At 63.4% G+C, this 18,427-nt stretch carries 26 protein-coding genes and 2 tRNA genes; 13 read left to right on the forward strand and 15 right to left on the reverse strand.

Going from position 1 to position 18,427, the window contains the following annotated elements:
* Nucleotides 1-509 precede the first annotated feature (509 nt).
* The gene (locus RMR04_RS18425) at nt 510-1,130 is read left to right on the forward strand and encodes a hypothetical protein (RefSeq protein ID WP_311909783.1); all 621 of its coding nucleotides are present in this window, start codon (nt 510-512) and stop codon (nt 1,128-1,130) included.
* A 57-nt stretch (nt 1,131-1,187) separates the two neighbouring features.
* Nucleotides 1,188-1,421: a hypothetical protein gene (locus RMR04_RS18430; protein ID WP_311909784.1), complete on the forward strand. Its 234-nt coding sequence runs from the start codon at nt 1,188-1,190 to the stop codon at nt 1,419-1,421.
* Nucleotides 1,422-1,427: 6 nt separating this feature from the next.
* On the opposite strand, the gene RMR04_RS18435 is transcribed toward RMR04_RS18430, so the two are convergent.
* Nucleotides 1,428-1,518: transfer RNA gene (locus RMR04_RS18435), tRNA-Ser, on the reverse strand.
* Between the two features lie 227 nt (nt 1,519-1,745).
* Here RMR04_RS18435 and RMR04_RS18440 point away from each other — a divergent pair.
* Together RMR04_RS18440 and RMR04_RS18445 are read left to right on the forward strand one after the other, a co-directional pair.
* A complete protein-coding gene (locus RMR04_RS18440) occupies nt 1,746-2,117 on the forward strand; it encodes a hypothetical protein (protein WP_311909785.1) in 372 nt (123 codons plus the stop codon).
* Nucleotides 2,118-2,299: 182 nt separating this feature from the next.
* Nucleotides 2,300-2,587, forward strand: a complete 288-nt coding sequence (locus tag RMR04_RS18445; RefSeq protein WP_311909786.1) for a BrnA antitoxin family protein — start codon at nt 2,300-2,302, stop codon at nt 2,585-2,587.
* 175 nt (nt 2,588-2,762) lie between these two features.
* Here the strand turns inward: RMR04_RS18445 and RMR04_RS18450 are convergent, their stop codons facing one another.
* From RMR04_RS18450 to RMR04_RS18460, 3 genes are all read right to left on the reverse strand, one after another.
* Nucleotides 2,763-3,035: a hypothetical protein gene (locus tag RMR04_RS18450; protein WP_311909787.1), complete on the reverse strand. Its 273-nt coding sequence runs from the start codon at nt 3,033-3,035 to the stop codon at nt 2,763-2,765.
* Nucleotides 3,036-3,108: 73 nt separating this feature from the next.
* Complete coding sequence (locus tag RMR04_RS18455; protein WP_311909788.1) at nt 3,109-3,426, reverse strand: hypothetical protein; 318 nt, start codon at nt 3,424-3,426, stop codon at nt 3,109-3,111.
* Between the two features lie 538 nt (nt 3,427-3,964).
* A complete protein-coding gene (locus RMR04_RS18460) occupies nt 3,965-4,405 on the reverse strand; it encodes a GFA family protein (RefSeq protein ID WP_311909789.1) in 441 nt (146 codons plus the stop codon).
* Nucleotides 4,406-4,722: 317 nt separating this feature from the next.
* Between RMR04_RS18460 and RMR04_RS18465 the strand changes: the two genes are divergently transcribed.
* Nucleotides 4,723-5,199, forward strand: a complete 477-nt coding sequence (locus RMR04_RS18465) for a hypothetical protein (protein WP_311909790.1) — start codon at nt 4,723-4,725, stop codon at nt 5,197-5,199.
* A gap of 24 nt (nt 5,200-5,223) precedes the next feature.
* Here RMR04_RS18465 and RMR04_RS32130 read toward each other — a convergent pair whose 3' ends face one another.
* The 4 genes from RMR04_RS32130 to RMR04_RS18480 form a co-directional block, all read right to left on the reverse strand.
* Nucleotides 5,224-5,358, reverse strand: coding sequence for a hypothetical protein (locus RMR04_RS32130; protein WP_410492271.1), 135 nt, complete (start codon nt 5,356-5,358; stop codon nt 5,224-5,226).
* A 198-nt stretch (nt 5,359-5,556) separates the two neighbouring features.
* Nucleotides 5,557-6,261 carry a L,D-transpeptidase gene (locus tag RMR04_RS18470; protein WP_311909791.1) on the reverse strand — a complete coding sequence of 235 codons (705 nt, stop codon included), beginning with the start codon at nt 6,259-6,261 and terminating at the stop codon, nt 5,557-5,559.
* A 557-nt stretch (nt 6,262-6,818) separates the two neighbouring features.
* Nucleotides 6,819-7,772 (reverse strand): hypothetical protein, encoded by a 954-nt coding sequence (locus RMR04_RS18475; RefSeq protein ID WP_311909792.1) that lies wholly within the window; start codon nt 7,770-7,772, stop codon nt 6,819-6,821.
* A gap of 300 nt (nt 7,773-8,072) precedes the next feature.
* The gene (locus RMR04_RS18480; protein WP_311909793.1) at nt 8,073-8,375 is read right to left on the reverse strand and encodes a hypothetical protein; all 303 of its coding nucleotides are present in this window, start codon (nt 8,373-8,375) and stop codon (nt 8,073-8,075) included.
* A gap of 413 nt (nt 8,376-8,788) precedes the next feature.
* On the opposite strand from RMR04_RS18480, the gene RMR04_RS32135 reads away from it, so the two are divergent.
* A complete protein-coding gene (locus RMR04_RS32135; protein WP_410492272.1) occupies nt 8,789-8,998 on the forward strand; it encodes a helix-turn-helix domain-containing protein in 210 nt (69 codons plus the stop codon).
* Between the two features lie 58 nt (nt 8,999-9,056).
* Entirely contained in the window at nt 9,057-9,338 is a 282-nt protein-coding gene (locus RMR04_RS18485; protein WP_311909794.1) for a hypothetical protein, read from the forward strand.
* Nucleotides 9,339-9,422: 84 nt separating this feature from the next.
* Here RMR04_RS18485 and RMR04_RS18490 read toward each other — a convergent pair.
* The 3 genes from RMR04_RS18490 to RMR04_RS18500 form a co-directional block, all read right to left on the reverse strand.
* Nucleotides 9,423-9,498: transfer RNA gene (locus RMR04_RS18490), tRNA-Phe, on the reverse strand.
* 150 nt (nt 9,499-9,648) lie between these two features.
* On the reverse strand, nt 9,649-9,852 hold the full coding sequence (yacG, locus tag RMR04_RS18495; RefSeq protein WP_311909795.1) for a DNA gyrase inhibitor YacG: 204 nt from the start codon (nt 9,850-9,852) through the stop codon (nt 9,649-9,651).
* Complete coding sequence (locus tag RMR04_RS18500; protein ID WP_311909796.1) at nt 9,845-10,666, reverse strand: SDR family NAD(P)-dependent oxidoreductase; 822 nt, start codon at nt 10,664-10,666, stop codon at nt 9,845-9,847. Before RMR04_RS18500 ends, yacG begins: the two co-directional genes overlap by 8 nt.
* A gap of 288 nt (nt 10,667-10,954) precedes the next feature.
* On the opposite strand from RMR04_RS18500, the gene RMR04_RS18505 reads away from it, so the two are divergent.
* The 5 genes from RMR04_RS18505 (at nt 10,955) to RMR04_RS18525 (ending at nt 14,253) form a co-directional block, all read left to right on the forward strand.
* Entirely contained in the window at nt 10,955-11,398 is a 444-nt protein-coding gene (locus RMR04_RS18505) for a GNAT family N-acetyltransferase (protein ID WP_311909797.1), read from the forward strand.
* A 168-nt stretch (nt 11,399-11,566) separates the two neighbouring features.
* A complete protein-coding gene (locus RMR04_RS18510) occupies nt 11,567-12,019 on the forward strand; it encodes a MarR family winged helix-turn-helix transcriptional regulator (RefSeq protein ID WP_311909798.1) in 453 nt (150 codons plus the stop codon).
* Between the two features lie 44 nt (nt 12,020-12,063).
* On the forward strand, nt 12,064-12,630 hold the full coding sequence (locus RMR04_RS18515; protein WP_311909799.1) for an isochorismatase family protein: 567 nt from the start codon (nt 12,064-12,066) through the stop codon (nt 12,628-12,630).
* 1 nt (nt 12,631) lies between these two features.
* Nucleotides 12,632-12,961, forward strand: coding sequence for a hypothetical protein (locus RMR04_RS18520; RefSeq protein ID WP_311909801.1), 330 nt, complete (start codon nt 12,632-12,634; stop codon nt 12,959-12,961).
* The gene (locus RMR04_RS18525) at nt 12,958-14,253 is read left to right on the forward strand and encodes an MFS transporter (RefSeq protein WP_311909802.1); all 1,296 of its coding nucleotides are present in this window, start codon (nt 12,958-12,960) and stop codon (nt 14,251-14,253) included. The genes RMR04_RS18520 and RMR04_RS18525 overlap by 4 nt, the downstream gene beginning before the upstream one ends.
* 165 nt (nt 14,254-14,418) lie before the next feature.
* Here the strand turns inward: RMR04_RS18525 and RMR04_RS18530 are convergent, their stop codons facing one another.
* Nucleotides 14,419-15,027 carry a Maf-like protein gene (locus RMR04_RS18530; protein WP_311909803.1) on the reverse strand — a complete coding sequence of 203 codons (609 nt, stop codon included), beginning with the start codon at nt 15,025-15,027 and terminating at the stop codon, nt 14,419-14,421.
* A 331-nt stretch (nt 15,028-15,358) separates the two neighbouring features.
* On the opposite strand from RMR04_RS18530, the gene RMR04_RS18535 reads away from it, so the two are divergent.
* Complete coding sequence (locus tag RMR04_RS18535) at nt 15,359-15,718, forward strand: hypothetical protein (RefSeq protein WP_139221316.1); 360 nt, start codon at nt 15,359-15,361, stop codon at nt 15,716-15,718.
* 188 nt (nt 15,719-15,906) lie between these two features.
* Here RMR04_RS18535 and RMR04_RS18540 read toward each other — a convergent pair whose 3' ends face one another.
* From RMR04_RS18540 to RMR04_RS18550, 3 genes are all read right to left on the reverse strand, one after another.
* The gene (locus RMR04_RS18540) at nt 15,907-16,752 is read right to left on the reverse strand and encodes a CDP-alcohol phosphatidyltransferase family protein (protein WP_311909804.1); all 846 of its coding nucleotides are present in this window, start codon (nt 16,750-16,752) and stop codon (nt 15,907-15,909) included.
* Between the two features lie 216 nt (nt 16,753-16,968).
* On the reverse strand, nt 16,969-17,670 hold the full coding sequence (locus tag RMR04_RS18545; protein ID WP_092175917.1) for a phosphatidylserine decarboxylase: 702 nt from the start codon (nt 17,668-17,670) through the stop codon (nt 16,969-16,971).
* A 253-nt stretch (nt 17,671-17,923) separates the two neighbouring features.
* Nucleotides 17,924-18,421 carry a hypothetical protein gene (locus RMR04_RS18550; RefSeq protein WP_311909805.1) on the reverse strand — a complete coding sequence of 166 codons (498 nt, stop codon included), beginning with the start codon at nt 18,419-18,421 and terminating at the stop codon, nt 17,924-17,926.
* Nucleotides 18,422-18,427 lie beyond the last annotated feature (6 nt).

Here is an 18,427-nt window from a genome sequence, read left to right on the forward strand (position 1 = left end):
CTTTTTCCGGAAGGCTTTGACTTCTATCGTCCTCACCCTCGTAGCCGGCTTAGTGGGTTACGCTACGGCTCAACTAGCTCCCCCTTGGCTTGGCGAAATTCTGAGGAAGAACCCATCCCCACCTCGCCTGTCGGCTCCCTTGGTTCCGGCACCCGACCTGACTCAGGTCCCGCCATATTCGAATGGGTCCGATTTGCAGGGACTGACACAGCACGATCCGAAGGCGGCGGAAAAGCCGTAAGTCCCCTTCCCGCGACGGCCGTTCGCTTTGCGTTGGAGCGCGCGGCATCCCGAGCCCGAGGCAGAACCTTGAAAAGGTCGACAAAGATCGCCTTTGCCGTAACCCTCATGGCGGCAGCATGGTGGGGCTATTGGGCTGGGTGGACGATGCTATACGGCAATGATTGGATAGACCGCTGTGCCGACGGGTCTCATCGCGACTACATCGTTGATGCCGATGCGCGGCGCAAATCTTGCGAATGACCGGGAGCAGAATGGAAAGATCGGCTTTGCTTGTCCGCCTCGGCGTCGTGCTCGCGCTGATGTTGCCGACGCCGTCTCCCGCGGAAGAAGGCTCCGTGGGAGATCTCAACAAAGCGATTGAGCGAATCAAGCAAGAGGCGGCCGTGGTCGTCCAAACGGTCATTCGGGACCATGTCCCGGATCAGGCCCGGTGCATTTTCACCACGGAATGGTCCAACAGGACCGTCGATGTAACTCTGGCCCGCCAATATCTGGGCTCGAACCTTCTGGCGGATGCCGTTTCTCCGCATACTGCAACAAGGCCGTCTGATTTCATCGATCCGACCGGCAAGATGCCGGATCACTTCTGCTCGAATGCCGAAGCCGACGCGTTATGGAAACAGCGTCTGACTGCGTTCCAGAGCAGCGACAAGGTTACCGCTGTTGAGAAGGACCAGCCGAGGATCAGCCATTTGCGGGTTGAGGTAGCTATGCCGGTATTCGACGCGAAGTTCGAAACGGCTGTCGTGGTCGTATCGTTCTTGCGACAGGCTGCTTCAAAACTCAGAATGTCCATGCCCGATGGGGCCGGTTATTCGCTCGTTTATCAGAAGCAATCCAGCGATTGGGTTCAAATCCATGAGACGCAGGATTACACCGTCAACTAAAGGTGGTCAGCGCAGCAAGAGACCCATCGACTGTCCGGGTTTCAAAGAAATTGGCCCATGCCGGGCAAGGTCGCCGAAATGGAGCGGACCTTCATCATGGCCCGGCAAGCCGTGCCGGAGTTCGCAGTTGAACGCCTCGATCCGATCGGTTGCACCCCGGCGCTCGATATTCTTTCGCCGGTGGGCGCATGCGCATACGACAGAGACGCCCCCCCCCCAAACATGCTCCCAAATCGTTCTGCAAACCTGCGAGTCACGGCCGGAGAAAGATATTACTTTTCGGGTGGATAGGGGTGGTGGCGGAGACGGAGGGATTCGAACCCTCGATACCCTTGTGGGGTATGCTCATTTAGCAAACGAGTGCCTTCAGCCTCTCGGCCACGTCTCCGTTACGCGCTCTATGCCCGATTGCCGCGCGCTTTGACAAGCCGTCCCGTGGAGATTTGCGCGGGTTTTGCTGTGAGCCGATGAATCGAGGGCAAACGGCCCCAGCAAACCGCCGCCCTGCCCGGCTCCGGAGAACCGGCGGTAACGCAGCAGAAACAATCCAGAACAACTTGTCCGGCACACTCGTAAGCGAATCGCGCGCGCGGCGCGCGAACTCCGGAGCCGGTCATGAGCAGCATATCAGGCGTCAGCGCCGCGTCGGCCATCAGCACGGCGTCGCTCGGCAGCGACAACAGCTCCGCCCTCGCCCAGGCCGACGCGGCAGCCGCCCAGGCCTCGGCCGCGCTCGCCACGGCATCGGCGAAGCTCGCTGCCGACGAGAAGGACAAGGCGGACGACCAGACGCTGCAGCAGGACCGCGCCGCCGTGCAGCAGGCCGAGCAGGCCTTGCGGGCAGCCGAGCAGCGCGCAGCCCAGCTCAAGCAGGCGACTGAGGCGAATAAGAGCGCCGAGCAGGCGAAGCCGGCCGAGGAGGTGCAAGGCCAGCAGGAGAGAAGCACCGTGCCCGGCCTCGGCGGGGCGGTGGACGTCTCGGTCTGAGTCAGGCGGTCTGAGTCAGGCTTGCGGCGTCGACGCAAATCCGCGGCCGTCCTGTACAGCGGCCACGGCAGCCACTAGCCTTTGCATGGACACGCCCGACCGCCGCGCCCTGCTGGCGAGCGGGCGCGATGTCGCCGCGACGATCCACGCACAGCGCCAAGGCCTCCCATGAGCCAAGTTCGATGAGCCAAGACAGACCCCGCCGTCCGGTCAATCTCCGGGACAAGGCCGAAGCCTTGTTCAAGCCGGCAGCGCCAAAAATCCCCGCCCCGGCCGTGAAGCGGCCCGCCATTCCCGGAGCCCGGGAAATGGTCTCGCTGCGGATCGACAGCGAGGTGCTGGAGCATTTCCAGAGCGGCGGCCCCGGCTGGCAGGACCGGATCAACGACGCGCTGCGGCAGGCCGCGGGCCTCAGCAGCGACGATGAGGGCCTGACGCCCGACGAGTTGAATTCCTCGAATGACGGCTGATTGGCGCGGTTGAGGCGCTTTTTCGTCAAGCTGCCCACGTCATTACGAGCGCGAGCCGAAGCAATCCGGGGGCCGTCGAGCGCGCCTTCCTGGATTGCGTCGTCGCTTGCGCTCCTCGCAATGACGATTTGGGCTGTGCGGAAAACGAGCTGACGCAACGCCCGGCGGCAGCGCCTCACTTGCCGGTCACGCAGGTCCCAAGGCTCGCAACGGTGCCGGCTGGGCAGGTCTTCTTGCCGAGCGTCGGCGCGGCGCGCTGGGCGCTGGCCTGGAAGGATTCGCAGCAGGCGCCGCGCACATAATAGCCGCTGGGGCAGGCGCCGCTTCGCTCGATGCGGTCCTTGCCGTCCAGCGTCGGCCGGCAAGCTCCGGCCGCAAGAACCTCGCCGGCGAGACCGGTGAGGGCGACTGCGATGAGGGCGGCGATTCGGATCATACGAGCGAACATCGCGCATCTCGCCCGGCCTGTCACCGGCCGAACGTACCTGTCCCCGGCCTGGGAGAGCCGACCGGCCTTCGCGTCAGTCGCACTCGCGGACGCGGTTATAGCCGACGAAGTCGCCCCAGCTGTTATAGACCGGGCGCCGCGTGACATAGCAGTCGGACTCGTAATAGCGCGGCCCGGCATAGACGGGCGCGGGTCCGTAATAGGGCGGCGGTGGAGCATAGCGCCCGGCTCCGGCAAGCGCGCCGCCGACGAGAGCGCCCGCCGCCATGCCGCCGAACAAGGCGCCATTGAAGCCGTCACGGGCCTGCGCGGCCGTCGACAGCGGCAGCGAGGCTGCGGAAATACCGACCACCAGAAGACCAGCGATACCGATTCGAGTTAGCGCGCCCATGGCACCCTCCATCACGTGTAGGGCAGGTTTAACAATCCAAAAATGAATAAAAACTGAATGACAAGCTATCGCAGCGTCATAACCATGCCGAAATTCGGCCACAACTGTTAATGCGCGTGAATATCTCTCGGCGTTGGCGGCATAAGCTCCAGATCTCTTGAAGTCTATTTCGACAAATTCAAAATATCCTCTTCGCCGCCGCATCATCAGAAATTTCTAGGCCCCCCCTCAGCCCTCATCCTGAGGAGCGCTCCGCAGGAGCTTAGTCTCGAAGGATGCTCCAGGAGGCTCCCGAACCATCTGGAGCATCCTTCGAGACGCCGCTTACGCGGCTCCTCAGAGGCTGGCCGATCATGTGAGCAAGGGTTTCAGTCGGTTGGAATTTTCTCTTGAAACGCGCCGTCATCCCGGGCGACGGCAAGGAGACCCGGGATGACGGCGCGTTTTTCCGTGATGTTCAAGCTTTTGAAAACAACGGCATCGTTATCGGCCAGACTCCTGGGGACGAGAGCCGTGGTGGGATGGGGCTGCGCCGACCTCAGCGCCCTGCCGGCCAGCCGACAAGCATCGTCGGTATCCAGCGCGCCTTGCGTCGCGCGATGCGGCCCTCGGCTGCCTCAGTGCTGAAATCCCTGGGCTCGGCCGGCCGGGTGAAGGCGGCGCGCTCGTCGAGCAGGTCGATATTGAGCGTGGTCCAGGCCTCAGCCCCATCCGTCATCAGCATCGCGACATAGACCCCGCAACGCCTGCAGATCACCACCTCGGAGGTGCTCAGGCCGAAGGCGTAAAGCTGCAACTGCTCCGGCTCGCGCGCCGTCAGCATGGCGCTTGATTTCGGGTCGGAGAAGGTACGGGCATTGTGCTTGCGGCAAAACGAGCACTGGCAGGCACCGATGACCTGCTCCTCAGGAGCGCGCGGCGTCCTCAGCTCCACCGCGATCGCCCCGCAATGGCAGGCACCTATGTGAAGGCGTTCCATGCTTCGTCCTCGCGGATTTGCGCAGATATGTGCGAGGCTGCACCTGGGCGACGGCTTCGGTCAACGGGATTGCCGGGCAGTGCTTATCCCTGACGCCACCCCGTCATTCGCGCAATTGGGAGGGGCGAGAGCGGTTTTGGCGAGACGAGAGCGTCCGCCGGCGACATGCGCTTAGCCATCGTCGCGCCGGCAGGAGGGAACGGCACGGTCGATGCCCCTGCGTCAGGAACATGCCTGAGTGCCTGAGGCTGATGTCCACGCCATTGCCGGCACCGACCTGGTCGGCTCAGATGGCTGGGCAAAGGAGGGTTTCGGCTATGCAGATGCTGACAGGCCAACAAAATGGCATCACGAAGATGCTTTGGAACCTCACGTCAAACGTTGGGGCTAAAAGTCCTAACCGCCCTGACGACGTGCAGTTGGTTCAGTTTGGCTTTTATTGCATGGGATTGCCGACGGCAAAGCTTTCAGATCCGAGTTTTAGGTTGATTTACGCGGCGGTTGTCCCCGGCGCGCCATTCTCGACCGACGAGTATGACAAGCTGATGCTGGCTATCCGAGGGTTGCAGCGCAGCCGTGGTGGGGTGCAAGACGGCCACATCAGCGCTCTCAAGCAGGGGCAGTACACCTATCGAGACGCGTCGGGAAAGCACGGCTATCTGATGGAGACGCTTACAAATAATATGTTCGACGGCTTGGAAGCCTCGTCCCGTGGCATGTGGCCAAGGCTCGACAAACATCCCAAATGCCCGCCACTGGTCGCCGCGCACATCAAGGCTGCGCTTACGCTATAGGGTCAACAGCGCCCGTATGACCCGCTATACAGTGCCAGGATCGAAGGGCTCGCCAGCACTTCCAATCTCCGCCGCCACCTTCGCGTGAGCCGTCCGCGCTTCCGCAGGGTCCTTCGTGCGAAGCGTGCAGGCCTGCTCGCGCTGCCCAACGGCTCCCAGCGCGTCCTTCGGGACAGCCTTGCGAAACCAATCGACGCCAGCCTTGGAGTGCTTGTGCGGACTAAGTCAGCTCTGGCGGGGGCACCCGTCCGCGAAAACGCGACCGCTCCGATATCGTGGCGGACGAGCCCTCTTTGCACCGCGGGCCAGGCGCTCGCCTGCCTGAGCGCACCCATCCGCCCTGATCGTCCGACGCGCTTATGCGGGCAACACGGTTACAGGCGTGCCCAGCGACACGCGCGCATACAGATGAATGATGTCCTGGTTTATCATCCGAATGCAGCCGGACGACACGTTGGTGCCCACCGTATAAGGCTCGAGGGTTCCGTGAATGCGGTAACCGAGATCGCCGGTTCCATCGAACAGATACATGGCGCGCGCGCCTAGCGGGCTTTTCGGGCCGCCGAGCACGCCGAGACCTCGGGGCGTCCTTTCGAGCTTGGCTTTGATCTCGGGGTCGCGTTCGACCATTTCATGAGGCGGCACCCAGTCTGGCCAGTCGCGCTTCATATTGATCTTCGCCGCGCCAGACCAACCAAACCCCTCGCGGCCGACACCGACCCCGTAGCGGGTCGCGATCCCCGGCGATTCAACGAAATAGAGATGGTAGGATGCAGGGTCGATAACGATCGATCCTGGGGCCTGATCCCGGCGGAACTCGACGGTCTGGCGAAGATATTCCGGATCGATATCGCCGGAATTGACCGCAGGAACCGCAAACCGCTCGCCTGGATAGGCGGTGTAAACCTCGGCATAGTTCGGGCGCGCCAGCGTCCGGGTCTGAGGGCGCGGCTTGCCCACTGACATGTCGGGAAGGGCAACGATGCTGCCGGTCCCACAGCCTGCCAGGCCGGTCGCGCCAACGGACATGGTGAACAGGTTAAACGATCGGCGGCTCAGCATTGGATGTCTCTCAGCAAAGGCTGAGGAGAGAGATGGGCTTATATGGTTACCACCGCGTGAAGGCGGGCGGGGATAGCGGGCTAGCCGGGAGGACTTGCGGTCATCTACGGTATGAGTGCCAGGAATAACTCCACTGGGGCTGCAATCTTGCTAGAAGCAATCGTTGGGCAAACGCTCCGTTTCCTTTGGTCCGTCATCTCGGAAATCGTCTGCTTCCACACGGGCAAGGCTCTTGTGGAGTGCCTTACGTTTGGCAGACTAGCTGTCGCCGATTACCGTGAGAACAAGAAACCATTCGCAGCTTACTGGCGGGAAGGACGGCAGCCCGTTCTCAACAGCAGTATCGCGGGTTTGGTTGGCGGAGCCTTCTGGATCGCTCTTTTCATCAGCGCCATTCATCTTCTTCGGTGATGGCGCTCCGCTCCAAGGAGCTCTACCCGGCCCTTTCCAAGGCAGAACAGCTTTCAATCGGCGAAAATACGCCTTTATCGAGCACAGAGCCTTCTGGTGCCGAAGAAAAACGGCTGCGCTTTCAGCCCGACTCTTTCGGGGAACTACTAGGCAGAGAAATGGCCGCTGCGAAGGTGGGCAAGCGCCCACTCTTTGCCTCGGCAGGCATCGAGGACGTACAGGATGTCTGACACGAAGCGGATCAGCTCATTAAGGTCTTCTCCGTCAACGGTCTGTTTGACGCCGTGCGCTACTTGATTTCGCTGAGTCACCCACTTCGTGAGATATTCGCGTGCAGGCTTCGCTAGCGGCACGTGTTCTGTCTTGATGCCTGCCCTCGAGTGCAGCTCTGGTATCACCTCGCTTAATAGCGTGTTCACCGGCGGAGACGGCAACTTCGCGAGCAAGGTCTCACTGCCCTTTAGCAAGTAGGCGACATGCGCTTTTAAGCCTGTTTCCAGCGCCGAAAAGGCGATCAACAGTGCACTGCGCGGCGCGTTGGAGGCCAAATGGCCAGCCTCGCGTATAAGCTCGTGCGCGAAAGGCTCCAAAGCGTTGGCAGCAATCAGATCAGCAGTCGCAGCCAGCGCGTCAGGCCGCATGTCGAAGCCTTGAGACTGGCGGGCAAAGACCTGATACTCGGTAGGGACATTGTTCCATGTCCCGCCGTCGTCTGACCAGTAGAACCCCACCATTCCAAATGGTCGGTGAGTCCCCGACGCTGCTTGTCGCCAGCGCATTACCCGGATGTAATTGGTCAGCAAATCCGACGCCTCTTTCTTAAATTCCCGCAGCCATGGCTTGGCACCTTTTGGAAGAAGGCCGAAAGGAACGATCCAGTTGGGCTTTATGTTGCCCTTTTCATCCACGATTAAATCACCTCTCACATAGTGAGGGAGATCGTCCTGTAGGGGATCATCCAGCAGTAGACTCCCTTTCTTCAAGCCTCTCAGCGTCTCCGATACGCGCTGAGGAGGCTGGCGAAGGGAAATAAGATCGGCGCATAAGTCACTTTTGGAGTGATCGCCCTGCTCTATTTTCCGACTCCAGAAAGTGATCATATTCCCGCTATCAAGGCGACATATTGCGGGGAGTTCGTCCTGGCGCCGAACGTGCATTCCGTGGATTGAATAAGTTAGTTTGAAGTGCACTGGACACCTGTGAAGTGTGAGTCGACAAATGCGTACCCTCAATACGCGCTCCGACCTAATATAGCTGGCACGACCCCGCATAATTGGAAGCCAAAATCTGAAAGCCCTCTTCTCTCCGGCCGCTTCCCGATTTCCTCCCGTGGCCCCTCGCGTTTTCTGTAGGCCACCATCACGGGAGCCTGCCGGACGCCTGAAGAGAGGTCAGACGGTTTACTGGGCAGCAATGAGCCTTCTCAGCTCCCCGATGCAGCTATCAAGCTCTGCTCTTAGTTTCTCAGCTGCCTGAAGGTCGAAGTTGATGAAATTGTTCGGCCGCCCCTCTTCTCCGGCATAGGCATCCGCTAACATTTTCGCGCCGACATATAGGCGACCGTCTAGCCCCCGTTTGACGCGCCATTGCAGATGGCCCTCAGCGGTCTGTCCCCGCACCCCCTGCGCCTCGACTAAAACATCGCCCATAGCGGCGTTTAACGATGGCGACTTGGAAACAGCTCTCTTCATCCAATCGAACACGGCGTTTCCCCAACAGCCAAAGCAGACCACAACCTACTGTACCCGGTAGGACTCCTGAAGGCCCCTTGCCGCTACAGGTCGGGAGCTTGCAGGGTGTTGCGGAGAGGGTCGGTACTGGCCTAGCCTGGAGAGCTATCGGCTATTCCTGGCCTTTCCCACGTTTCGCCGGTGTAGTGATGCGGCGCTCGGGACGCTCATCTTCAAAGAGCGGCCTCGGCCTTGCCTCAGGGGATTTGCCCACACGTGGCGGAGGCCAGAAGAGCCACACGAAGTAAGCCAGCATCGCGCCGGCCTCAATCGCGACAATGGTCCAGAAGAGGCGTGGATACGGCCTCATGAGGTTGGCGCTCGTGATGCCCGCCCAAACCGCAAGGAAGCTCACAATCCACGGATGGGCCTTCAGCAGTGCTCGCATGCAGTCCGCCCCCACGACCTACAGACACTTCACCATCCGGAAGCAGCCGGCAAGTTGTCCAGTCACATCCGGGAAGACCCTGTGGAGTTACGATGGTCCGACAGGGCAGGACGTGAGTCTGTCTGAGATCGCGAGGCGGCTCGGGATTGGTAAGGCGAGCGTGCACCGCATCCTGAAGGCTCGGAAGGAAATGCAAGCCGCAAGCTGATGCAACCTATTGCACTGCTGAAACGGACGGGGCTCAGTGGTCGCGGGGGAAGATGTCCATGTCAGCGATCACTCTGCTTCTTCCTTTCGGGGGCGCTCTTGTCGGCGCGTTGGGCTTCTACACGGACGTGGCTTGGGTGTTTTGGATCGGAGTTGCGCTTTGTGGACTCAATGAGTTTCTGAACGCAGCATCGGGCGTCTATCGCTTTCCGTTCATCGCGTTGAGCTGCGTCGTTGTCGGCATCTTAGCTACTTCACCATGGTTTGTTGGGGCCGGCCTGGGGCTGTTAGCGGCAGGAGCGTTAGACGGCGCGAGCGAACTGTTCGGCAGGTCGCACTAGGGGGCACCTGCCAGGCTCCGCGAAAGCCACTGCAAGTTCTTGATTGAACGGCGTTGCTTGCTGATCAACCCTCAGAGGGGGAAATGGTGCCCAGAGCTGGAATCGAACCAGCGACACTGCGATTTTCAGTCGCATGCTCTACCAACTGAGCTATCTGGGCGCCGGGGATGGGCAAGCGCCCGTCCCTGTTGGTGGAGGCGGTATAATGGCCGGGCTCGCGGCTGTCCAGTCGCTTGCGCAAGCTTTCCATCGCTATCGCGACAAGGCGCTTTCCGGCCTCCTTCCGTGGCGGCTTTTCCGCCAAACCCGCTCAATCCTCGTCGTCGTGCGCCGGCTTGTCGGCCTCGGCCTCGTCGACGGGCGCGCCTGGAATCACATAGCTGCCCTTGAGCCAGCGGCCGAGGTCGATATCGGCGCAGCGGGGCGAGCAGAAGGGCTTGTATTGGGCGACCCGCGGCTTGCCGCAGATCGGGCAGGGTTTGGCGGGCGGCGCGGCGTTTTCATTGTCAGCCATATTTGAGCGTGATTCCTCCATCGACGACGAGTTCGAGGCCGGTGACATAGCGCGCTTCGTCGCTGGCGAGAAACAGCGCCGCGTAAGCCACGTCCCAGGCCTCGCCCATATGGCCCATCGGCACCTGCGCGTCGCGCGCCGCCCACATCGCATCGATGTCGCCATCGCCATAGACCTGGGCGAGGCCGGCGGAATGCTCGACCATCGGCGTCTTCATCAAACCGGGCAGAATCGCGTTGACGCGGATCTTCTGGGGCGCGAATTGCGCAGCCGTGGTGCGGGTGAGCTGGTTCAGCGCGGCTTTGGTGGCGGAATAGCTGGCATAGGGCACGCCGGTATGGCGGATCGAGGCTATCGACGAGATGTTGATGATCGAGCCGCCCTCGCCGCCCTCCTCGAACTGGCGCTGCATCACCGGGATGACATGCTTCATCGCCAGGAAGGCGCCGGTGAGGTTGACCTTGAAGACGCGGTCCCAAACCTCCTCGGGCAGATCGACGACGCTGCCGACCTCGGCGATGCCGACATTGTTGTCGAGAATGTCGATGCGGCCATAGCGGCCGAGCGCGCGCGCAACGAGATCGGCCACCGCATCGGCCTTGGTCACGTCGGTCTGCACGGCAAAAGCCTGGCCGCCCTCGTTTTGGATGATGGCGGCGGTTTCCTCGGCCGCGTCGCGGTTGATGTCGGCGCAGATCACTTTCGCGCCCTCGCGGGCGAAGATCGTCGCGGTTGCCTTGCCATTGCCCCAGCCCGGCCCGATCGAACCCGCGCCGGCCACGATCGCGACCTTGCCCCTGAGACGTCCCGTCATGTGTGTTCCTCCTGGAGGCGCGCCTTGTGAGGCCGGCGCGCTTACGGGAGGCAGGATCGGGGGTTATCGCGCAGGGTGCAAGGTGCGGGTCAGGGCTGAGTTGCGCGATGCGTGGCAAGGAGACCTTGGCGACCGCTTCAGACGCCCCTGAGCCGCCATCCTCAATCGGCCGCTCGGCGCAGTATCCGGCAATTCCATCCTATGAATGCCTGGCTCTCCCGCACAGCATCGCTTGACGTTCAGGCGTTTCTTGGCGTTCAGGAGTTCGGTGGGCGGGGAGCCGGATATATGCAGCACGCCGCTGTGGCAGGTTACGAGATTTCCACCGACGCCGAGCGGCTGGACATCGATGTCATTCACAGATTCCTTGCGGAAGAGAGCTACTGGGCGCGTGGCGTGCCCCGATCAACCGTTGAAAAGGCCGTCGAGAACTCGATCTGCTTCGGGGTCTATACGGACACGGCCCAGATCGGGCTTGCGCGGGTGGTGACGGACAAGGCGACCTTCGCGCTGCTTGCCGACGTGTTCATTCTCAAGGAGCATCGCGGCAAGGGGCTTTCCAAATGGCTGATGCAGTGCGTCATCGAGCACGATCATCTGCAAGGCTTGCGACGCCTCCTGCTTCTCACCTCAGACGCTCATAGCTTGTATGGTCAGTTTGGATTTGGACCGCTTGGAGCCCCCGCGCGCTTCATGGAAGTCCTCCGGGCGGATATCTATCAGTCGCAATGAAGGGGCGAACCACCGACCTTGCCGCGCCCGAGCACCTCTACACCTTGCTGCGTCGCGAACCGGGGGAGCGACGGAGCGCGCCAAGTCCGGAATGCGCCCAATCATATAGACAGGTAAGCTGTAAAATTTAACTTTACAGTTTACCTGTCTATGTGGCATTCAGCTGCCATGGATATTCCCTCAGACGAGTCCAGCCTCGCACACGCCTTCGCCTTGGCGGCCGAACTCCGAGGCTTGGTGGGCAGGCTGAAACGCCGGCTGCGCGAGCAGGCGGGCGGCGGAGATTTGACGCCGTCCCAGGTGTCGGTGCTCCTTCGCCTCGAACAGGAGGGGCGGGCCACCACGTCCAGCCTCGCGCGCGCCGAGGGCATGCGTCCGCAGTCCATGGCCGCGGTCATAGCCGCGCTCGAATCCGCAAATCTGGTCAGCGGCGCGCCGGATCCGGCCGACGGGCGACAGACCCTTCTGTCGCTCACGGAGGCCTGCCGCCAACGGATTCAGGAGGGACGCGCGGCGCGGCAGGATTGGCTGTCGCGAAGACTCCAGGCGCGGCTTTCCAGCGACGAAATGGAACTCCTCGCCACAGCAGTTGGACTGCTCAAACGGATCGCCGACGACTGAGGCCCCGGGCCCCGCCGACATCACGTCTCTCAGGAGAACATCCCATGGCGCTGACGACCCTCGACCCCAATACCGCCCTGCTCGTCGTCGATTTGCAGAAGGGCATTGCCGGCTCCCCCCTTGTCCATCCCATCGGCGAGGTCGTGAATCGGGCCCGGGCGCTGATCGGCGCCTTCCGCGAACTCGGCCTGCCGGTCGTGCTGATCAACGTCGCCGGCGGAGCGCCGGGCCGCACGGAGCAACCGCCGCGTCACAGCGGCGCGCTCACCGAGGGCTTCACCGACTTCATCCCCGAGCTCGACCAACAGCCGGACGACATCGTCGTAACCAAACGAAGCTGGGGGGCCTTCGCCAGCACGGACCTCGAAAAGCGGCTTGGGGCGGCGGGCGTCACCCAGGTGGTCGTCCTCGGCGTCGCCACCGGGACGGGCGTGGAGGCGACTGCGCGCCAAGCCTACGAGAAGGGGTTCAACGTCACCCTTGCTATCGACGCCATGACGGACACGCGTCCCGAGGCTCACGATTACAGCATCAAGAACGTCTTCCCACGGCTGGGGGAGACGGGAACCAGCCAGGAGATCATCGACCTCCTGCAAACAAGGAGCGCGTGACATGGTGTGGCTTCATCTGGCGTCCTATTTCTTCGGCGGAGCGTTCCTGGCCAATACCGTTCCGCACCTCGTCAGCGGCATGATGGGCAGGCCGTTCCAGAGCCCGTTCGCCAACCCGCCCGGGCAAGGTCTTTCCTCCTCGACCGTCAACGTGCTCTGGGGGTTCTTCAATCTCGTCATCGGTTATCTTCTCGTTTGCGGTGTCGGCGAGTTCGAGCTGCGTGACGTCTCGAACGTCGCGGCGCTGGGACTCGGCATGTTCCTGCTGGCCCTCTTAACGGCGCGGCTGTTCGGTCGCTTCAACGGCGGGAACACGCCCGAGCACTCATGAGCATCCCGAGCGCGAGCGTCTTCCGGTCTCTCAGGAACTCCAACTACCGTCTCTGGGCCGCGGGCGCGCTCGTCTCGAATGTCGGGACATGGATGCAGCGCATGGCCCAGGACTGGCTCGTGCTCACCCAGCTCACGCAGCACAGCGCCTCGGCCGTGGGCGTCGTGATGGCGCTCCAGTTCGGGCCGCAACTTCTCCTCCTGCCATGGACAGGGTTCGCCGCCGACCATTTCAACCAGCGCAAGCTGCTGATCGCGACCCAGGCGGCGATGGGCGCCCTGGCCCTGATCCTGGGAGGCCTGACGGTCGCCGGCGTCATCCAGCTCTGGCAGGTCTATGCCCTCGCCTTTCTTCAGGGCTGCGCCGCCGCGTTCGACGCGCCTGTGCGCCAAACCTTCGTCGCCGAGCTGGTCGGCGACGAGGACCTGCCGAACGCCGTCGCTCTCAACTCGACCTCTTTCAACGCCGCGCGGATGGTCGGGCCGGCAATCGCCGGCCTGACCATCGCCGCTGTCGGCACGGGCTGGGCTTTCCTGATCAACGGGGCCTCGTTCGTCGCGGTGCTGATCTCCCTCCTCCGGCTGCGGGTCTCCGAGCTGCGTCCCAACGCGCGGGCAGTGCGCGCCAAGGGGAGCCTCCTGGAAGGCTTCCGCTATGTCTGGGGCCGCCCGGACCTCAAGACGATTTTGGGCATGCTGTTCCTGATCGGGACGTTCGGCCTGAACTTCCCGATCTTCATCTCAACCATGGCGGTCGGGGTCTTTCACGCGGATGCGCGCGCGTTCGGTCTGCTGTCGTCGATCATGGCGATAGGCACGATGTCTGGCGCCTTGATCGCTGCCGGCCGCGACAAGATCGGGTTCGGCTCGCTCTTGCCCGCCGCGAGTGTCTTCGGGCTCGGCTGCACATTGGGCGCCTTTGCGCCAAGCTATTGGCTCTTCGCCGGCGCGCTCGTCGTCATCGGCGTGGCCACCTTGACCTTCACCAACGCCACCAACAGCCTGATGCAACTCTCGACCGCGCCGTCCATGCGCGGACGCGTGATGGCGCTTCGCATCGGCATAGCGCTCGGAGGCACGCCGATCGGCGCGCCAATCGTCGGATGGGTCGCCGATCATTTCGGCCCCCGCTGGGCGCTCGGCGTCGGGGCCGCGTCCGGTTTCGCTGCCGCCCTAGTGGCCGCCGGCTTCCTCGTCCGGCAATCCAATCGCGCCGTCATCCCGGGCGACCCACCGAGTCCGGCTTTCAGCCGGCCCGATGGCACGCTCCGGGAGACTCGGGATCAATCGTAGAGCGTCATTCTCGGACTTGTGCGCCCCGAGAACCTCATGACCAGAGCGCTCTGGTTCAAGAGATGGTCGGGTCAAGCCCGACCATGACGCGCCTGGGACACGCGCTTCCGCTTCACTCCGCCGGGGATGACGGCGCGCTCCCGGCGAAAGCCGCCCCGCCGCCCCCTACCCCACATTCATCCAGCCGAAGCGGATCGGAAAACCCTCGCCGCCGAGCAGGTTGACCGTCTCGTAGAGCGGCAGGCCGACAACGCCGGTATAGGAGCCCACAAGCTTGATGACGAAGGAGCCGGCGATGCCCTGGATGGCATAGCCGCCGGCCTTGCCGCGCCATTCGCCCGAGGCGAGATACATCTCCAGATCCTCGTTGGAGAGCCGCTTGAAGCGCAGCCGCGTCTCGACGATGCGGTCGCGGATCGTGCCGTTGGGCGCAACCACCGCGACCCCGGTATAGACCCGGTGCGCGCGGCCAGACAGCAGGCGCAGGCAGGCGGCCGCCTCGTCGACGATCTCGGCCTTGGGCAGGATGCGCCGGCCGACCGCGACCACGGTATCGGCGGCGACGATGTAGCAGCCTTCGAGATCGGCCCTGCTCTTGGCGCCCTCGCGCGCCGCTTCGGCCTTTTGCCGAGCGAGCCGGCGCGAGAGATCGCGCGGGCGCTCGCCCTTGAGCGGGGTCTCGTCGAGATCGGCCGGCAGCAGCGCGTCGGGCTTGAGACCGGCCTGCTCCAGCAGCGCGAGCCGGCGCGGCGAGGCCGAGGCCAGAACCAGCATGGGGCGCCAGCCGGGATGTTTGGGAGAGGCGAAGAAGCTCACAAGGCGGCTCGATGAATTGGGGGCGCGCAACGGGCGGCGCGCTTGCCGCTAAGGCTCTAGAGCATTTTCCGCGGCGGATAAATCCATCGCCGGCGCAATGCATCCAGCGCAAGCAGCCGGGCGCGTTTCACTCCGGCCATACACCATGCGCATATTATAGGCGGCAATACGGGCCATGCCGCATTGCACAATGGCGCATAACGCACCACACTACGCGACCAAGCGGGCTGTGCGTCCCGCGTTCCGGAGTCACTCCCTTATGGCCATATCGAGCAAGCATCCGTCCGCCGTGACAAAAGCGGGGGTGGAAGCGCAGGCGCTCGCCACGAAGGTGCTGACGATGCAGGCCGATGCCGGGCTGACCATCGCGATGCGGATGCCGATCCTGCTGAAGGGCGCCTTCGGCGACAGCCATGGCCAGCGCGAGGCGGCCAAGGCCGTCAGCGAGAAGGTCTCGGCCGTGATGGAGAGCGGGCTTGCCGCATCTCAAGCCGCCGCGATGTTCTGGTGGGGTTTTGCGCTCAACCCGCTCGCTCAGGTCGATTTCGCCGAGGCCGCTGCCAAGGTCGCCAACAGCTCGCTGGAGCCCTTCGCCAAGCGCACCCGCGCCAATGCGAGCAGGCTCACGGGCCGCGCCCGCAAGCGCTGAGAGCTGTCATCCCGTGCGCGCTGCGGCACGAAGTGCTGCGGCGCAGACACGGGACCGCGCGACGTGAAGGCGCCTCTTCTTGAGCGCGCTGCGCTCTTCTTGAGCGCGCCGCAATAAGTGCTTTTCCTGATGACGGTCCCGCATCTGCGCAGCAGCACTTCGTGCCGCAGCGCGTGCGGGATGACACTTCAGACGCCGTCGCCCGGCGCTTCAACCCCGACAGTCGGCCCAGCGGGCACGGCCGCATGCTGGCGCTCGAGCTTGCGATAGCGCGCCACGCTGAGCGGGAGCAGCGCCAGATAGGCGACCACGATCAGCGCCAGCATCTCGAAGGGATAGGCGAAGAGCAGTCCCGCCACGACGACGACCGCCACGAAGATCGGCAGCACCTTGTCGCGCGGCACGCGCGTGCCCAGCGTCTTGCCGGCATAGCAGGGGATGCGCGAGATCGTCAGGAAGGCGATGAACAGGATGTAGAGACCGACGAATGGCGCGCCATATTCCGCCACCGGCAGGCCGATGAACTGCAGATAGAGCGGCAGCATGGCGGTGATCGCCCCCGCAGGCGCGGGCATGCCGACGAAGAAGTTCTTCTGCCAGTCGGGCCGGTTGGGATCGTCGATCATCACGTTGAAGCGCGCCAGCCTCAGCGCCATGGCGCAGGCCAGCGTCAGCACGATGATCCAGCCGAAGGATTTCAGATCGTGCAGCACGAAAATCCACAGCACATAGCCGGTGGCGACGCCGAAATTGACGAAATCGGAGAGCGAATCGAGCTCCGCGCCGAAGCGCGAAGTGCCCTTCAGCATGCGCGCCAGGCGGCCGTCGACGCCGTCGAGCGCGGCCGCGATCAGGATGCAGACGGTTGCAATCTCGAGCTTGCCCTCGACGACCATGCGCATCGCGGTGAGGCCCAGGCACAGGGCCAGCAGCGTCACGACATTGGGCGCGATCAACCGGAACGGGATCGGCTTGAAACGGGCGCGCTTGGATTCGACGCGCTCGGGCTCGAAGGGGGGAAACAGGTCGCTCATGCGAGCGGGAATACGCGGTTTTGAAGGCGGAGGCTAGAACCGCCTGTCATCCCGCACGCGCTGCGGCGCGAAGTGCCGCTGCGCAGATGCGGGACCGTGATCAGGAAGGGGCGCATCATCCCGGCTCCGGGCGAGAGGCTGCTTTCTCGTCTTGCGGTCCCGTGTCTGCACCGCGGCATTCCATGCCGCAATGCGCACGGGATGACGCCCCTGCCCTCAAATCCCCCGGAAAGCCCGCTTCACCGCCTCGTTGCCGCTCATATCGGCCAGCACCGTCTCGCCGGCGATCGCGGTCTGGCCTTCGCCGACCAGCGGGATCACGCTTGTCGGCAGATAGACGTCGACCCGCGAGCCGAAGCGGATCAGGCCGAAGCGCTCGCCGGTCGCGATCGAATCGCCCTCCTTGACGAAAGGCACGATGCGGCGCGCGATCAGCCCGGCGATCTGGACGACGCCGACGATGCCGGCCGGCGTCTCGATGGCGAGCGCATTGCGCTCATTGTCGTCGCTGGCCTTGTCGAGCTCGGCATTGAGGAAGAGGCCCGGCGTATAAGCCATCTTGACGATGCGGCCAGGCACCGGGGCGCGGTTCACATGGCAGTCGAAGACGTTCATGAAGATCGAGACGCGCGTCATCGGCTCGGCCGGCAGGTTCAGCTCCGGCGGCGGCAGGGCCGAGGCGATCTGGCTGACGCGGCCATCGGCCGGCGAGATCACCAGTCCTTCGCGCTGCGGCGTGATCCGGATCGGATCGCGGAAGAAATAGCAGATCCAGATCGTGATGATCGCGCCGATCCAGCCGAAGGGCGACCAGAGATTGGCGAGCACGATCGTCGCCACCAAGCCGATGGCGATGAAGACATAGCCCTCCTTGTGGATGGGCACGATCACCTTGCGGACGGAATCGACGAGCGACATGGATCAGGTTCCGTTGGCTTTAGTTGGCGCCGGCAGGCGCGGATGTGGCGGCTTTCTGCGGCGGAAGTCAGGCGCAGAGCGTGGCGCTGGTTTAGAGCATTGCGCGAAAAAAGGGTACCGGTTTTTTCGCAAGAGCAATGCTCCCCAGTTTTAGAACCGATCACGTTCCTTCGCATTCACACGGAAGCGTCCGAATGCGACGTGATCTAAGGGGGTCGGCGCGCGGGGGGAAGAGGCCCGAAGTCGCGCGTCCTCAACCGGCTGGGCAATTCCCGACGAGATCGACCAGCGCCCGCCCGGCGAGGCGCAGATCGAAGCTCGCCTCAGTGGCTGCCCCAGCAGCGTCGGGCACCGAGACCGCCATGCGCTCCGTCGCCAGCACCAGTCCGAGCATGGGCGCGGGCGCCGCCAGATAGAGCGCACGATCCTCAGCGACGCGGCCCGCCATCTCGCTTGCCGCATGCCCGGTGGGCCGGACGGACACGGCTGCAATGTGGCCCCTAATACCGAACAGCCCCTCATCTTTGAGCGGCACGAGCGCAACCGACAGGGTCGCATCAATGCAGCGCATGGCCAGGCCGAAGGACGCGCCCGGCCCGGAGACGATCGCGGCGACATCCTTGCGACCATCGGGTTTGTCGTTGGTGATCACCGCGAAGGGGCCGATCGTCCTGGTCCCGCTCGCCTGCACGGCTCCGATCGATTGCAACAGCAGGACGACGCCCAGCAACAGCGCTCCCCGCTTGACCATGGAGCG

Origin of the sequence: Bosea sp. 685 (assembly GCF_031884435.1) — a bacterium.
Classification (GTDB): domain Bacteria; phylum Pseudomonadota; class Alphaproteobacteria; order Rhizobiales; family Beijerinckiaceae; genus Allobosea.